The organism is Archangium primigenium (assembly GCF_016904885.1).
GTDB classification, from domain to species: domain Bacteria; phylum Myxococcota; class Myxococcia; order Myxococcales; family Myxococcaceae; genus Cystobacter; species Cystobacter primigenius.
The window spans coordinates 5,500,291-5,514,917 of sequence record NZ_JADWYI010000001.1; the positions used below are offsets into that span (position 1 = coordinate 5,500,291).

Sequence of the window (14,627 nt, forward strand, 5' to 3'; positions counted from 1 at the left end):
TGTCACCTCCACGCAACAGGGCGGCCTGTTGGTGTGTCGACGTTTTTTCAATTCCGCCTGTCATGCGCGCGGGCGGCTCGCGTTAGGCTCGTGCGCGAGGGTGTTCTCGCGAGGCGAGGGGGCGCATGGCGCAGCAAACAAGGACCGCCTTCACGTTCCAGATCGGCGCGTACGACGCGGAGTCGCTCGCCGTCAGTCGCTTCGCGGGAGCGGAGGGACTGAGCCGCCTGTACGAGTTCCAGGTGGACTTCCATCCCACGGGTGTGGACCCCCTGGACGCGGAGACGCTCCTCGGCACCGAGGCCGTGCTGACCCTGCGGACCCTCGGAGGCCCTCCACGACAGGTGCATGGAATGGCCTGCCGGGTGGAGGTGCTGGGTCGGCGCGAGGGCCACTGGTGCTACCGGGCGTGGGTGGTCCCGCGACTCTGGCGGCTCACGCGCATCCAGCGCAGCCGCATCTTCCAGGGCAAGACCGTCCCCGACATCCTCCAGGCAGTGCTGGCGGAGGCCCAGCTGGACGCGCGGCTGCTGTTGACGGGCAAGTACGAGGCGCGGGAGTACTGCACGCAGTACCGCGAGACGGACTTCGCCTTCCTCAGTCGCCTGATGGAGTGGGAGGGACTCTTCTACTTCTTCGAGCATACGGCGCGAGGCCATGTCCTGGTGGTCGGGGACTCGCCTGACGTGCACGCGCACTTGCCCCAGGTGTCCGCGCTGCCCGTGCGCGACCAGGAGGGCCGTGTGGAGGACGGCGAGTCCCTCCATGCGCTCGAGCGGATCCTCCGGCTGCGGCCCGGGACGGTGCATCTCAAGGACTACGACTTCGAGCGGCCCGCGCTGGATGTGTCGGGCAAGGCGAAGGGACCGGAGGAGCGGGGCGCGTTGGAGGTGTACGACTACCCGGCCGCGTACGTGACGCCCGCGGTGGGCAAGGCCGTGGCGAAGGTGCGCCTGGAGGAGGCCGTCCAGGCCACGCGCACGCTGGAGGGCGAGGGCGTGGCGCCGAGCCTCACCCCTGGCTTTCGCTTCCAGGTGGAGGACGCGGGGCACCACGCCGGCGAGTACACGGCGGTGGAGGTCATCCATTCAGGCTGGCTGCCCGAGACCCCCGGCACTCCCGAGACGACGGGGGGGCTCTACACGTGCCGCTTCAAGTGCATGCCCCAGAGCGTCCCCTTCCGTCCCCGGCGAACGACGGACGTGCCGACGTTGGCGGGTCTCCAGACGGCCACCGTGGTGGGGCCCGCGGGGCAGGAAATCCATACCGACGGTCACGGCCGCATCAAGGTGCAGTTCCATTGGGATCGGGACGGCCAACGCGACGACAGGGCCTCGTGCTGGGTGCGGGTGGGCCAGGCCTGGGGTGGGCTCGCCTGGGGGGCGGTCTATCTGCCCCGGGTGGGGCAGGAGGTGCTGGTGCGCTTCCTGGAAGGCAATCCGGACAGGCCGCTCGTGGCCGGGACCGTCTACAACGGCGCCAATCCCACGCCCTACACGCTCCCGGACGAGAAGACGACCTCCACCCTCAAGAGCGCGTCCAGCCCCGGTGGCGCCGGCTTCAACGAGCTGCGCATCGAGGACGCCGCCGGCCAGGAGGAGATCTTCACCCACGCCCAGAAGGACGAGGCCCTGCTCACCGAGAACGACAAGGACCAGGAGGTTCGTGGCCACGAGGCCCTCCGGGTGAAGAAGGATCGCCAGCAACTCGTAGAGGGAAACCAACGCCTCGCCGTCTCGCTCGACGACGCCTCCCTCATCGAGGGAAACCAGGGCCTGCGGGTGCGCGGCCACCGGACCACCTCCACCCTGGGCAGTCATGACGAGACGGTGGATGTGCTCCAGTCCATCCGCGTGCAGCGGAACGTCACGACGACGGTGGCGCTGACCTCCGCGGAGACGGTGGGCTCCGCCAAGGCCCTCACCGTGGGCGCGGGCTACGCCATCAACGTGGGCCTGGCGCTCAGCGAGGACGTCGCGGAGGACAAGCACGTGCGGGTCGGCGCCGTCCGCCTCGAGCGTGTCGGGGGCAGTCGGCAGGAGACGATCGCCGAGGACTCGGACGCCCAGGTGAAGCTCAACTTCCAATCCCGGGTGAAGGGAGACCTGTCGCGGGTGATCGGCAAGGACTTGGAGGAGAAGGTCTCGAAGAAGTCCGAGCTGAGCGTGAAGCAGGAGGCCGCCTGCCTCGCCAAGACGTTCGCGTTCAAGGCCGAGACGTTCTCCCTCGTGGTCGATGGCAAACCCATCCTGCGCATCGAGAAGTCGGGCAAGGTGAAGTTCACGCCCAAGACGCTCACGATCGACGGCTCGACCGTCCAATTCAAGGGCGCCAAGATCAAGCTCTTGAAATGAAGCGTCGGACCGCGCCCGAGGCTCGCCTCAGCCCCGGACGATCTCCACGCCCGCCTTGGCGAGCGAGCGCGTCATCTCCTCCGGCGCGGCGCCATCCGTCACCAGGCGATCCACGATCGACAGCGGCCCCACGAGGAAGGGCGCCGTGGTGCCCAGCTTCTCGCCCGCCGCGACGACCATCACCTCCGAGGCCGCCCCCACCATGACGCGTTTGACCTCGGCGTCCTCGTGGACAAACACCCCCAGGCCCAGGTCCGGGTGCACGCTCGCCGTGCCCAGCACGCACAGGTCCGCGCGCACCCGCCGGTAGCCCTCCACCGTCTCGGCGCCCACCGTGGCCAGCGCCGCCTTGAGCACCCGCCCGCCCAGGAGGATCACCTCCACCGTCGGATGCTCCGCCAGCGCCGAGGCCACCGGCAGGCTGTGGGTGACCACCGTCAGCGCCAGCTCCTTGGGAATGTGTGTGGCCACCGCCAGGGCCGTGGTGCCCGCGTCGATGAACACCACCTGTCCCGCGCGGAAGAAGCCCGCCGCCGTGGCCGCGATGGCGCTCTTGGCCGCCACCGACTCACCCCGGCGCCCGGCGTACGTGGGGGACACGGGCGTCCGGGGAACCGCTCCGCCGTAGACCCGCCGCAGCAAGCCCTCCTCGGCGAGCTCCCGCAAGTCCCTGCGCACCGTGTCCTCCGACACGCCGAACTCGGCGGCCAGGGCGCTCGCCACCACGCGCTGGTCATTCGCCAGGGTCTCGAGGATCCTCCTGCGCCGCTCCAGGGTGAGCATCCGGCCAACCGCCTTTCCGACAGAAACCGGCGAAAACGTGCACGCATGTGCCCGATTCCGCATGCCTTCCCATGCCTTCGACTTGAAACCGCCGAAACGGGCATGTTACCTCCCTAATATTACCCGATTCGGCACGAACGTGCAGCTTCCGTGCGGAAAGGTGCACCTTCATGCAGCTCCGGCGCGCCACACCCTATCCGTTCTCCGCCGTCCTGTTCGACCTGGATGGCGTCATCATCGACACCACGGCCATGCACTACCGGGTGTGGGAGCGGTTCGGGCTCACGCGCGGCTTCGTGCCGACCCCGGCCCAGTTGCTCGCCAGCAACGGGCGCCCGGCCCGGGAGACCCTGCGCGACTGGTTCGGCACGGCCCTGGGCGCGGACGAGGTCGCCGCGATGCTGCGGGAGTTGGAGACGCTGGTCGTCCAGGCCCTGGAGACCGAGCCCGTGTCCGCGGTTCCCGGGGTGGAGGAGTTCCTCCTGGCCCTGAAGGCCGCCGGGGTGCCCTGGGCCCTGGGCACGAGCGCCACACCCGCGCACGCCGAGAGCGCCCTATCGCGCCTGGGCCTGAGCGAGGCGTTCCCGGTGCGCATCACCGCGGCGAACGTCACCCAGGGCAAGCCCCACCCCGAGGTGTACCTCAAGGCGGCGGCGGCGCTGGGCGTCGCCCCGAGCGCGTGCCTCGTGTTCGAGGATGCCCTGTCCGGTCTGCGCGCCGCCCGGGCCGCTGGCGCGAGCTGCGTGGCGCTGACCACCTCGTTTCCCCGGGACGTGCTCCTGCACGAGGCGCCGCGGTGGATCGCGGAGGACTTCCGCGCGCTGCCCCCCGACCTCACCCCCTGACTTCCGAAGGACACCGTCATGCATTCCGCTCCGCTCACCTCGCTCGGCACGCTGGCCGCGCCCGTGTCCCGGGCCCAGGCCCGTTGGACCGAGTTCGCCCTGGCGCTCGGGGGCTTCGCCATCGGCACGAGCGAGTTCTCCATCATGGGCCTGTTGCCGGACGTCGCCCGGGAGGTGCACGTCTCCGTGCCCCAGGCGGGCCATCTCATCAGTGCCTACGCGCTCGGGGTGATGGTGGGCGCGCCCGTGCTCGCGGTGGTGTGCGCCCGGCTCCCGCGTCACCGGGTGTTGCTGGGCCTGCTGGCGGCCCTGACGCTCGGCAACCTCGCGAGCGCGCTCGCACCGTCCTACGAGAGCCTGTGGCTGCTGCGCTTCCTGTCGGGGCTGCCCCACGGCACCTTCTTCGGCGTGGCGGCGCTGGTGGTGGCGGACTTCGCCGGCCCCGAGGCCCGGGCCCGCGCGGTGGGACGGCTCATGCTCGGTCTGACGATCGCGTGCGTGGTGGGCTCGCCCCTGGCCACGGGACTCGGGCAGGTCGCGAGCTGGCGCACGGCCTACCTGCTCATCGGCGGGCTCTCCGCGTGCGCCTGGCTGCTCACGCTCCTGCACATCCCGCGCACCCGGGCCCTCGAGGGGGCGAGTCCCTTGCGCGAGCTCGGGGCGCTGCGGCGCGTGCAGGTGTGGCTGACGCTGGGCGTGGGCTCGGTGGGCTTTGGCGGGCTGTTCGCCGTCTACAGCTACATCACCCCGACCCTGACGGAGCTCGCGGGCATGCGCCTGGCGCTCGTGCCCCTGGTGCTCGCGGGCGTGGGCCTGGGCATGGTGGTGGGCAACCTGGTGGGCGCCGCGTTCGCGGACCGCTCCCTGCCCCGGACGATCGTCGCGGCGCTACTCTGGAACGTCGTCACGCTCGGCGCCTTCTGGCTCACCGCGCACAACCCCTGGCTCGCGTCCCTGTCCGCGTTCGCGATCGGCATGGGCTTCGCGCTCGTGCCGGGGCTCCAGACGCGGCTCATGGACGTGGCCGCCGACGCGCAGACCCTGGCCGCGTCGCTCAACCACTCGGCCTTCAACCTCGCCAACGCCCTGGGGGCCTGGCTCGGGGGACTCGTCATCGCGGCGGGCCTGGGCTGGAACGCCACCGGCTGGGTGGGCGCGGCCATGGCGGTGGCGGGGCTGGCGTTGTTCGGGGTGTCCATGGCCCTGGAGCGCCGACGGCCGCGCGGTGCCGCCTGACGTACAGCGCCCGGGCTGGGAGGGCTGCTTGAGGGGGTGGGCGCCGGTTCCTACCGTGAGTCGGACCCATGGCCACCCCCCTCGAGCCCTTTGGCATTCCCGCGTCTCCCCTCATCCATCCCGAGGTCGAGGTGATCGAGGCGGAGAACCTCCGTTGGGCCCGGCGCCTGGGGCTGGTGGGGGACGCACGCGGCGAGGAGCGTCTGCGGCGCGCCCGCATCGCCCAGGCGGCCGCCCGGATCGCCTGGCACGCACCGGTGGAGCGGGTCGTGCTGTTCGCGCAGTGGCTCACCTGGATCATCGTGATCGACGACCTCCAGGACGAGGCCGGACCCGGCCTGGACTCCGGCGCGGTGCACCGGGCCTACGCGCGGCTGGAGGGCATCCTGGAAGGGCAGGGGACCGACGCCGACGCGCCCGCCGTGGAGCGCGCCCTGGCCGAGCTCTGGTCGCGCACCGCGACGCCCATGTCCCGGGCCTGGCGTGAGCGGTTCATCGGGCACGTGCGCCTGCAGCGCGACGCCTTCATCGAGCAGACCCGGCTGCGGCGCTCGGGCCGGGTGCCCACGCTCGACGAGTATCCCCGGCTGCGCCGCCACACCAACTCCATCTTCGCGTTCGACCTCAGCGAGCCCGTCTACGCCCTGGAGATCGCGCCGGCCCTGCTCCCCGCCTGGCTGGCCCTGTGCGAGCCGATCAACGATCTCATGGCCTGGTGCAATGACATCGTCTCGGTGGCGCGCGACGCGGCGGACGGGGAGACGACCAACTATGTCTTCGTCTTCCAACATGCCCTGGGGTGCGACACGCCCACCGCCGTGGCGCGGGTGCGCGGGCGCATCCAGGAGCGGTGGAAGGATCTCGCCACGGCCGAACAGGCGCTGCGGCGGGAGGCGCGCCGGCTGGCGCTGGACACCCCCGGATTGCTGCGGCTGACGGCGACCTTGTGCCAGGTGCCCTCGGCCCATCTGGGGTGGCTGCTCGAATCCAGCCGCTACCAGAGCTGGGAAGCGCCCATCGCCAGTCCTTGACGGGGACGGAGGGGCGCTATGCTAGGCCCATGCTCGCGCCCCGAACCATCGAGATCATCCAATCCACCGTGCCGGTCCTGAAGGTGCACGGCGAGGCCATCACCACCCGCTTCTACCAGCGCCTGTTCGAGAGCCACCCCGAGCTGCGCGACGTCTTCAACCAGGCGCGCCAGCGCGAGGGCAAGCAGCAGGCCGCCCTGGCCAACGCCGTCTACGCGGCGGCGCAGAACATCGCGCGGCTGGAGGCCATCCTCCCCGCGGTGGTGAGCATCGCGCACAAGCACCGCGGCCTGGGCGTCCAGGCGGAGCACTACCCCCTCGTGGGCGAGCACCTGCTCGCGGCCATCCGCGAGGTGCTAGGCGAGGCCGCCACTCCGGAGATCCTCGGCGCCTGGGCCGAGGCCTACCAGGAGATCGCGTCCGTCTTCATCGCGGTGGAGCGTGACCTGTATGCGAAGGCCCACGCCCAGGCGGGCGGCTGGCCGGGGTTCCGGCGCTTCGTGGTGGCCAACACATGGCGCACGGAGGACCCCCGTGCCACGGTGTTCGAGCTGCGGCCCGAGGATGGCCAGCCCCTCGCGGCCTTCACGCCCGGCCAGTACCTCACCGTGAAGGTGAGCCCGCCGGGGGACGCGCGGACCCACCTGCGGCACGTGCCCCTGGTGCCCGTGGGGGAAGCGGGCGTCTACCGGCTCCAGCTCAAGCGGGCCGAGCAGGCGGACGAGGCGCTCGACTTCCTGCACCAGCACGTGCGGGCGGGTGACGTCCTCCTCGCCTCCGCGCCCGCGGGCGTGACGTCGTCCCGGTAGCCGCGACGGGAAGGCGCGCGCGCCGAAAGGACGTGCACTTCCCGGGGCTTCCCGCTACGTCCCGAGTCCCCATGGACGCACGCATCGTCGAGTTCGCCGAGGTCCTCCGCCAGAACGGCGTGCGGGTGAGCACGTCCGAGGTGGTGGACGCGGCGCGGGCCACCGCCGAGGTCGGGCTTCAGGATCGGACCGTGTTCCGCGCCGTCCTGCGCACCACGCTCATCAAGCGCGAGCAGGACGTGGAGCTGTTCCAGCGCGCCTTCGACTTCTTCTTCTCCGGGGCGGCCAAGACGTTCGAGGGGATCGACAAGTCGCTCGCCCAGAGCATCCAGGACCAGGGGCTCATCGAGGGCGACAACCTGACGATGCTCCTGTACCAGATGAACCTGCTCTTCCCGGAGATGTCTCCGCTGGCGCAGGCGGCGCTGCTGGGAGACCGGGCGCGGCTGGCGCAGATCTTCCGCGCGGCCACGCTGCAGCTGGACCTGGCGCGCATGGGCACGAGCCTGCAGCAGGGCTTCTTCTCGCGGCGGCTGATGATGGCGGCGGGAATGGAGCGCGCGCGCTCGGAGCTCAAGGGCTTCGAGGAGGAATTGCGCAAGCGGGGCCTCGCGGTGGAGGGCGTGGAGATCGTCTCGCGCCACGTGGCCGAGGCGCTGCGCAAGGTGGAGGAGGCGGCGCGGCGCGAGGTGCGGCGCCAGGCGGACGCGCGCATCCGCAAGCCCTCGGGCGGGGTGGCGGACAAGCCGCTGCACCAGTTGAGCCAGGCCGAGCTGGATCAGATGCAGGCCTCGGTGCGCACCCTGGCCGAGAAGCTCAAGGCGCGGCTCATCCGCAAGCAGCGCTCGCGGCGCAAGGGCACGCTGAACGTGCGCCGCACGCTGCGCCGCAACCTGCCGTGGGGTGGGGTGCCCATGGTGCCCCAGTTCCGCGCCCGCCGCCCCGAGCGCCCCGAGGTCGTGGTCCTCTGCGACATCTCGGACTCGGTGCGCAACGCCTCGCGGATGATGTTGCTGTTCACCTACACGCTGCAGTCGCTCTTCGTGCGCGTGCGCTCGTTCGTCTTCGTGTCCGACGTGGGCGAGGTGACGCAGCACTTCAAGGAGCAGGACGTGGACCGCGCCATCGACCTGGCCACCCTGGGGGGCGCCGTGTCGCTCACGGCCAACTCCAACTACGGCCGGGCGCTGTCCTCCTTCACCAAGAACCAGCTGGGTGCCATCACCCGCCGCACCACGGTGATGATCATCGGGGATGGGCGCAACAACTACAACGCGGCCAACGCCTGGGCGCTCAAGGACTTGCGGCAGAAGTGCAAGCGCCTGCTGTGGGTGTGCCCCGAGGAGCGCGCCAACTGGGGCTTTGGCGACAGCGAGATGTTGACCTACGCGAAGCAGTGCCACCACGCCGTGGTGGTCAACTCCGTGGCCGATCTGTCCCGCATCGCGGAGCAGCTCGTCCCCGCTTGAGAGAGCAAGGAAAAGCCCATGTCCCGTTCCATGTTCGACGACCTCGACGCCTCGCACTCGGCCCAGATGGACACGGCCGACTCCCGGACGCTGAGGCTGGCCGCCCACCCGCTCACCGAGGCGGAGCTCCAGGGCCTCCTGCGCTACCAGGAGGCCTTTCTCGCCCATGTGGAGGCGGCGGGAGGGGAGGCGGCGGCGCTGGTGGAGGCCCATGACAAGGGCCTCGCGGCCTCGGGGCTGGCGGTGAAGGTGGTGGAGCTGGGCACGGCGATGCTGCGCGCCTATGCCGGCCAGCGCTGGACGGCCCGCACGCTGCGCGAGCGACTGGCCTCCCTGGCGGACCGGACGGACGAGGCCTCCCGGGAGCGGGCGGGGAAGATCCAGGGGGAGCTACGGCGCATCGAGGACCTGGAGCCCCTGGCCCGGCGCTACGGCCAGGCGTCGGTGGACCTGCTCGGGGCCCACGAGGACCGGCTCGTCGCCCTGCACACCCGGATGCAGCGCACCCTCACCCGGACCTGAGGCCGGGAGGCGGGGTGGGAGGCGGCTTCGACCCCCCGAGGTGTTGCATTCCGCCGGGCCCCATCGGATAAGGGCTTGTTCTTCTTACGGAAAGACCCATGAAGCGCTACTTCATCCACACCTTCGGCTGCCAGATGAACGTCAACGACTCGATGCGCATGAGCGAGGTGTTGGGCACGCTCGAGTACCGGCCCACGCCGGTGGCGGAAGAGGCGGACCTCATCATCCTCAACACCTGCTCCATCCGCGAGAAGGCCGAGGACAAGATGCTCTCGGCGCTGGGGCGCTACCGGCAGGTGAAGCTCACGCGCGGCACGCTGCTGGGCGTGGGCGGGTGCGTGGCGCAGCAGGAGAAGGACAAGCTGCTCAAGAAGGTGCCCTACCTGGACTTCGTCTTCGGGCCGGACTCCATCGCCAAGCTGCCGGACATCATCCAGCGGGTGAAGGGCGAGCGCGAGCGCGTGGTGGAGACGGCGTGGGTGGACTCCGAGGAGTACGTCTTCCCGCGGGCGGACCCGGAGACGAGCCGCGGCAAGGTGACCGAGTTCGTCACGGTGATGAAGGGCTGTGACAACGTGTGCTCCTTCTGCGTGGTGCCGCACACGCGCGGCCGCGAGGTGAGCCGGCCCTTCCCGGAAGTCCTCACCGAGGTGGCGAGCCTCGCCCAGGTGGGCGTGCGCGAGGTGACGCTGGTCGGACAGAACGTGAACTCGTACCTGGGCGGGGTGAGCTTCGCGCAGCTGCTCCTGCGCTGCGCGGAGGTGCCGGGCATCGAGCGCGTGCGCTTCACCACGAGCCACCCGCACGACCTGTCCGACGAGCTCATCGAGGCCTTCCGGGTGCAGCCGAAGATCTGCCCGCACTTCCACCTGCCGGTGCAGAGCGGCTCCAACCCGGTGCTCAAGCGCATGCGGCGCGACTACACCGTGGCCGACTACAAGGTGCGCCTGGAGAAGCTGCGCGCGGCGCGGCCCGGCATCGCGATGACCACGGACATCATCGTGGGCTTCCCCGGCGAGACGGAGGAGGACTTCGCCCTCACGCTCGCGCTCACCGAGGAGGTGCGCTACGACAACCAGTTCTCCTTCATCTACAGCCCCCGGCCCAAGACGGGCGCGGCGCTGCGCGAGAACGACTGGGGCCCGGTGCCCCACGAGGTGAAGATCGAGCGGCTCGAGCGGCTGCAGAAGCTGCAGCGGCGCATCAGCGGGGAGATCACCCAGGCGCAGGTGGGGCAGGAGGTGGAGGTGCTGGTGGAGGGCCCCTCGCGCTACAACCCCCTCAAGCGCTTTGGCCGCACAGCGGAAAACCGCACCGTCAACTTCGAGGGCGATGCCCCGGCCGGCGCCTTCGTGAAGGTGAAGGTGGAGAGCGCCACGCCCAACCAGCTCACCGGCACGCAGCTCGCCGTGCTCAGCCCGCCCACCGTGGCGCCCCCCGCCGAAGTGCCCCAGCCCGCCGAATCGTGCGTGGTCGCGTGACGTCTCCCCGGGGTGTGTGCTAGGACCCACACCCCATGGAGGTCGTTGCCGCACTCAAGGCGTGCCCGCTCTTCAAGGACTTCTCCGACGTCGGCCTGCAGATCTTCGCCGCCATCGGGGTGTCCCGGGCGTTTCCCAAGGGCTCCGTGCTCTTCACCGAGGGCCGTCCGGGCGAGTCCCTGCTCATCATCCACGACGGCTCGGTGCGCCTGAGCGCCCGGAGCACCTCGGGGGAGGAGACATCCCTGGGCGAGGTGGGCCCGGGAGAACCCCTGGGCGAGCTGGCCCTGCTCCAGAAGGGCGAGCGGCAGTGCACCGCCACCGCCCTCACGGACGTGTCCGCGGTGGAGCTGCGCCACGCGGACTTCCAGCGGCTCACCGCCCAGAAGCCCCAGGCCTGCGTGAAGCTGCTCATGGGCATCGTCCTGCACTTCAGCCAGAAGGTCCGCGACAACCGCGAGGCCATGAAGTCGCTCGTGGGCAAGACGTGAGCCCACCCCGTCCCCCTTGCGCCCCGTGCTACCTTCTCGGGGGAGGACCCGGAAGTAGGACCCGGAAGTAGGGCCCGGACGTAGGACAATGGGGCGCATCCCCTGACTTCCTCCCACGCGAGAGGCGTGGCGGGAGACGGGGCGGAGGGCGGAAAGGTGGCGAGCGAGCCTGGACGCTCGTACCCAGAGCAGGGGGCTCTGCGAGGGAATCCTGGGCGTGCCGGGGCGAAGCCCGGAGTTTTAGTGGCGCGGGCCCGGTTGATGCGGGGGCGCTGGGTGGTTCCGGCGCGGGACATCCCGTCGGACCTCCAACGGAAGCGAAAGAGACGAGACGCGCGTGCAAGAATTCCTGACTTCCCTGCTCGGCGACACCCACGGAGTCTTCGCCTATGCCGCCGTGTTCGGCATCCTGGTGGCGTGTGGGCTCGGCGTGCCGCTGCCCGAGGACATCTCGCTCATCCTGGGTGGGTTCCTCGCCCACAAGGGCGCCGCGGATCTGTCGTTGATGATGGCCATCGGCTTCGGCGGCATCCTGGTGGGCGACAGCCTCATCTTCCTGGCGGGTCGGCGGCTGGGCGCGCAGGTGGGCCGCTCGCCCACGGGCTTCTTCGCGAAGATCGTCACCCCGGAGAAGCGCGCGAAGGTGGAGGCCCTGTTCGGCCTGCACGGGCAGAAGATCGTGATGATCGCCCGCTTCCTGCCCGGGGTGCGCGCGGTGACGTACTTCACCGCGGGCTCGGCGGGCATGTCTTACGCGCGCTTCATCTTCTGGGACGGCTTGGCGGCGCTCCTGTCCGCGCCGTTCTTCGTGTGGCTCGGCTTCTACTTCGGCGACAAGCTGGACTACGCCATCGGGAAGATGAAGGAAGGGCAGATCGTGGTGTTCGGCGCGCTGGCCGTGGTGGGCCTCGCCGTCTTCCTGTGGCGCAAGCGCGCGGCCTCCCAGCGCGAGGCGGCCCTCAAGACGGGCGTGACGTCGCTGCCCACCCACCTGCTCAGCGGCGTGGCCACCGAGGTCTCCGCCACGCCGGCCCCGGTGTTCGAGCTGGCCGAGAAGGCCTCGGGCACCGACGGGCTGCGCGCCCGGGAGTAGGGCGCTCACGGGGGAAGGCGCGGCGCTCAGGCCTTGCCGAGCAGGCGCTTGAGCCACCCCACGAGTCCACCGGCGGGCACGCTCCGGGCCTGCTCCAGGAGGGGCAGGGGCACGTGGGCCACGGTGCGCCGGGTCGCGGGGACGGGTTCCTTGGCCCCCCCGTCGCGCTTGGCCTTGAGCTCCGTGGGCGTGTCCCGGGTGCTGAACTGGCTCATCACCTCGATGCCCAGGGACTCCTCGCGCGCGAGCACCTGGAGGATGCCCTCGTTGTTCACCGCGAAGGTGATGCCCACGCGCACCGAGCCCCGGGGCCCCGCGGGCAGCCCCGAGACCTTGAGGGTGCCCAGGTACTCGTTCTCCAAGGCGCGCTCCGAGTCCCCCTGGAGGATGATGAGCTCGAGCTCCGGCTGATCGTCCCGGCTGGTGGCCAGCTCGTAGCGTTTGGTGGCCGGCAGGGACACGTTGCGCTCCAGCACGGCCTTGAAGCGCCCGCCGGGCAGGCTCACGCCAATGGCCATGGGCAGCACGTCCACGAGCGTCACGGCGGCCTCGGCCTGGCCCAGGCTGTGCGCCAGCAGCGCCGCGCCGAGCGCCACGGCCTCGTCCGGGTGCACGTTCTTGGTGGGCGACTTGCCGAAGAAGGCGGAGATCTTCTCGTGCACGAGCGGTGAGCGGCTCTGGCCGCCCACGAGGATGATCTCGTCGATGTCCTGGGGGGTGAGCGCCTTGGCGTCCATCACCTCGGCGCACACCTGGAGGGTGCGGTCCACGAGCTGGCCGGTGAGCGCCACGAGCTGATCGCGCGACAGGCTCACGTCCAGGTCCACCGGCTTGCCCTCCACCATCATCAGGAAGGCCACGTGCACGCGCACCTCGGCGCGCTCGGACAGGGCGCACTTGGCGCGCTCGGCCGCGTCCTGCACCCGCTGCAGCGCCACCCGGTCTCCCTGGAAGGTGAGGCCCGTGCGCTCGTGGAACTGGCGCAGCAGGTACTCGACGATGGCGTGGTCGAAGTCGATGCCGCCGAGGAACGTGTCGCCGCCGGTGGACACCACCTCGTAGAGGTTGTCCTGGAGCTCGAGCACCGAGGCGTCGAAGGTGCCGCCACCCAGATCGTAGACGAGCACGCGCTGCCGCAGCTTGCGGCCAAAGCCGTAGGCGAGCGCCGCGGCGGTGGGCTCGTTGAGGATGCGCTCCACGTGCAGACCCGCGAGCCGACCGGCCTCGCGCACCGCCTGACGCTGGTTGTCGTTGTAGTAGGCGGGCACGGTGATGACCGCGCGCGACACGGACTGGCCGAGCTGGTTCTGCGCCACCTCGCGCACCTCGCGCAGGATGAGCGCGGAGATCTGCTGCAGGGAGTAGACGCGATCGCCGAGCCGCACCGCCGCCTCGCCCTGCTCACCGGGGGCGATCTCGTAGGCGAAGCGGTCGCGGATCTGCTGCACGATGGGGGAGTCGAAGAGGCGGCCCACGAGCCGCTTCGCGCCGTACACCGTCTGCCGGGGGTTGGTGAGCATCTGCCCCTTGGCGGGGTGGCCCACCACGAGTCGGCCTCGCGTGTTGAGCGCGAGGATGGAGGGCACGGTGTTGTGGCCCTCGCGGCTGGGCAGCACGCCCGGCTTGTTGTTGCGCACGAAGGCGGCGCACGAGTTGGTCGTCCCCAGGTCGATGCCGATCACCGGCCCCGTGCGCTTGGGCTCCTCGGTGGGGGCCTCGAAAGTGGGGGCCTGCGGCACGGGGGGCGCGCCCGCCGCGGCCTGGAGGGACGGGGGCGGCTCGGCGGGAGGCTCGGGCCGACGTGGGGGGGACGGCGGCGGAGGCGGGGACGCGGAAGCGCGCTCGGCGGCGGACTTCACGGTGGGAATGGTGCCGGGCAGGGGCGTGTGCGCGGGGATGAGGATCTGCGGACTGCCGGGTTCGCTCGCGAGCGTGGGCGAGACCGTGGGCGCCTGGAGCGGGCCACCTGGCGCGGATGCCTCCGCGGGGAGCGTGGCGTCCGCCGGGCCCACGCCCGCGGGCAGGGGAGGCAGGAGCGAGTCGGCGTGGGGCAGCACGGTCACGGCGGTGTCGAGCAGCCGCTGCGTGTCCTCGTCCACCGTGAGGAAGCGGAAGCCCATGCCGGGCAGTCCTTGGCCCGCCTGCCCGGTGACGAACTGGATGATGGCCAGCGCGTGGATGGCGCGGCGGCCGTCGGCCAGCATGATGTCCAGGCGCACCGCCGTGCCCGGAGGCTTCACGGTCTTGGAGCGCAGGTAGATTCCACCCCGGGTGAGGTGGGCACCGTACTTCTCCAGGAACTCCTCGGGGGTGGCGAAGGGGAGCTTGACGACCAGGCCGAGGGGCGTACCCAGGGCGCTCGGGGATGACGGCTTCAATGCGATTCCTTGAAGGCAGGTCCAGGAGGGCGGCCGGGAGCCTAGCACCGCTCGTCGCCCGACGCAGGAAGCCGGCGAGCGAAAAGGCGGCGGGATCGTTGCGCGGCGCGGCGACACCCTTTATGCAACCGGCTT

12 protein-coding genes are annotated in these 14,627 nt (G+C 70.9%); 10 read left to right on the plus strand and 2 right to left on the minus strand.

All coding sequences use genetic code 11. The features are described 5' to 3' along the window. Nucleotides 1-125: 125 nt before the first annotated feature. The gene (locus tag I3V78_RS22585) at nt 126-2,354 is read left to right on the plus strand and encodes a type VI secretion system Vgr family protein (RefSeq protein ID WP_204490523.1); all 2,229 of its coding nucleotides are present in this window, start codon (nt 126-128) and stop codon (nt 2,352-2,354) included. Between the two features lie 27 nt (nt 2,355-2,381). Here the strand turns inward: I3V78_RS22585 and I3V78_RS22590 are convergent, their stop codons facing one another. Continuing rightward, a complete protein-coding gene (locus I3V78_RS22590; RefSeq protein ID WP_239576533.1) occupies nt 2,382-3,137 on the minus strand; it encodes a DeoR/GlpR family DNA-binding transcription regulator in 756 nt (251 codons plus the stop codon). A 170-nt stretch (nt 3,138-3,307) separates the two neighbouring features. Between I3V78_RS22590 and I3V78_RS22595 the strand changes: the two genes are divergently transcribed. The 9 genes from I3V78_RS22595 to I3V78_RS22635 all read left to right on the plus strand — a co-directional run bounded on the left by I3V78_RS22595 (nt 3,308) and on the right by I3V78_RS22635 (nt 12,114). Further along, nucleotides 3,308-3,982 carry an HAD family hydrolase gene (locus tag I3V78_RS22595; protein WP_204490525.1) on the plus strand — a complete coding sequence of 225 codons (675 nt, stop codon included), beginning with the start codon at nt 3,308-3,310 and terminating at the stop codon, nt 3,980-3,982. Between the two features lie 18 nt (nt 3,983-4,000). Next, nucleotides 4,001-5,218 (plus strand): MFS transporter, encoded by a 1,218-nt coding sequence (locus I3V78_RS22600; protein WP_204490526.1) that lies wholly within the window; start codon nt 4,001-4,003, stop codon nt 5,216-5,218. A gap of 68 nt (nt 5,219-5,286) precedes the next feature. Then, nucleotides 5,287-6,249: a terpene synthase family protein gene (locus I3V78_RS22605; protein WP_204490527.1), complete on the plus strand. Its 963-nt coding sequence runs from the start codon at nt 5,287-5,289 to the stop codon at nt 6,247-6,249. A 29-nt stretch (nt 6,250-6,278) separates the two neighbouring features. Then, nucleotides 6,279-7,058 carry a globin domain-containing protein gene (locus tag I3V78_RS22610; RefSeq protein ID WP_204490528.1) on the plus strand — a complete coding sequence of 260 codons (780 nt, stop codon included), beginning with the start codon at nt 6,279-6,281 and terminating at the stop codon, nt 7,056-7,058. Between the two features lie 71 nt (nt 7,059-7,129). Continuing rightward, on the plus strand, nt 7,130-8,527 hold the full coding sequence (locus tag I3V78_RS22615) for a VWA domain-containing protein (protein ID WP_204490529.1): 1,398 nt from the start codon (nt 7,130-7,132) through the stop codon (nt 8,525-8,527). Between the two features lie 18 nt (nt 8,528-8,545). Further along, nucleotides 8,546-9,049, plus strand: a complete 504-nt coding sequence (locus I3V78_RS22620; RefSeq protein WP_204490530.1) for a hypothetical protein — start codon at nt 8,546-8,548, stop codon at nt 9,047-9,049. Nucleotides 9,050-9,147: 98 nt separating this feature from the next. Next, nucleotides 9,148-10,530: a tRNA (N6-isopentenyl adenosine(37)-C2)-methylthiotransferase MiaB gene (gene miaB / locus I3V78_RS22625; RefSeq protein ID WP_204490531.1), complete on the plus strand. Its 1,383-nt coding sequence runs from the start codon at nt 9,148-9,150 to the stop codon at nt 10,528-10,530. Nucleotides 10,531-10,565: 35 nt separating this feature from the next. Next, nucleotides 10,566-11,021, plus strand: a complete 456-nt coding sequence (locus tag I3V78_RS22630; RefSeq protein ID WP_204490532.1) for a cyclic nucleotide-binding domain-containing protein — start codon at nt 10,566-10,568, stop codon at nt 11,019-11,021. Nucleotides 11,022-11,358: 337 nt separating this feature from the next. After that, nucleotides 11,359-12,114: a VTT domain-containing protein gene (locus I3V78_RS22635; RefSeq protein ID WP_204490533.1), complete on the plus strand. Its 756-nt coding sequence runs from the start codon at nt 11,359-11,361 to the stop codon at nt 12,112-12,114. A gap of 26 nt (nt 12,115-12,140) precedes the next feature. Here I3V78_RS22635 and I3V78_RS22640 read toward each other — a convergent pair whose 3' ends face one another. Further along, nucleotides 12,141-14,492 (minus strand): TIGR02266 family protein, encoded by a 2,352-nt coding sequence (locus I3V78_RS22640; protein ID WP_239576534.1) that lies wholly within the window; start codon nt 14,490-14,492, stop codon nt 12,141-12,143. Between the last annotated feature and the right edge of the window lie 135 nt (nt 14,493-14,627).

Coding starts and splice junctions, on each gene's coding strand:
- I3V78_RS22585 (WP_204490523.1), top strand. CDS start 126: ATGGCGCAGCAAACAAGGACCGCCTTCACGTTCCAGATCGGCGCGTAC.
- I3V78_RS22590 (WP_239576533.1), bottom strand. CDS start 3,137: ATGCTCACCCTGGAGCGGCGCAGGAGGATCCTCGAGACCCTGGCGAAT.
- I3V78_RS22595 (WP_204490525.1), top strand. CDS start 3,308: ATGCAGCTCCGGCGCGCCACACCCTATCCGTTCTCCGCCGTCCTGTTC.
- I3V78_RS22600 (WP_204490526.1), top strand. CDS start 4,001: ATGCATTCCGCTCCGCTCACCTCGCTCGGCACGCTGGCCGCGCCCGTG.
- I3V78_RS22605 (WP_204490527.1), top strand. CDS start 5,287: ATGGCCACCCCCCTCGAGCCCTTTGGCATTCCCGCGTCTCCCCTCATC.
- I3V78_RS22610 (WP_204490528.1), top strand. CDS start 6,279: ATGCTCGCGCCCCGAACCATCGAGATCATCCAATCCACCGTGCCGGTC.
- I3V78_RS22615 (WP_204490529.1), top strand. CDS start 7,130: ATGGACGCACGCATCGTCGAGTTCGCCGAGGTCCTCCGCCAGAACGGC.
- I3V78_RS22620 (WP_204490530.1), top strand. CDS start 8,546: ATGTCCCGTTCCATGTTCGACGACCTCGACGCCTCGCACTCGGCCCAG.
- miaB (WP_204490531.1), top strand. CDS start 9,148: ATGAAGCGCTACTTCATCCACACCTTCGGCTGCCAGATGAACGTCAAC.
- I3V78_RS22630 (WP_204490532.1), top strand. CDS start 10,566: ATGGAGGTCGTTGCCGCACTCAAGGCGTGCCCGCTCTTCAAGGACTTC.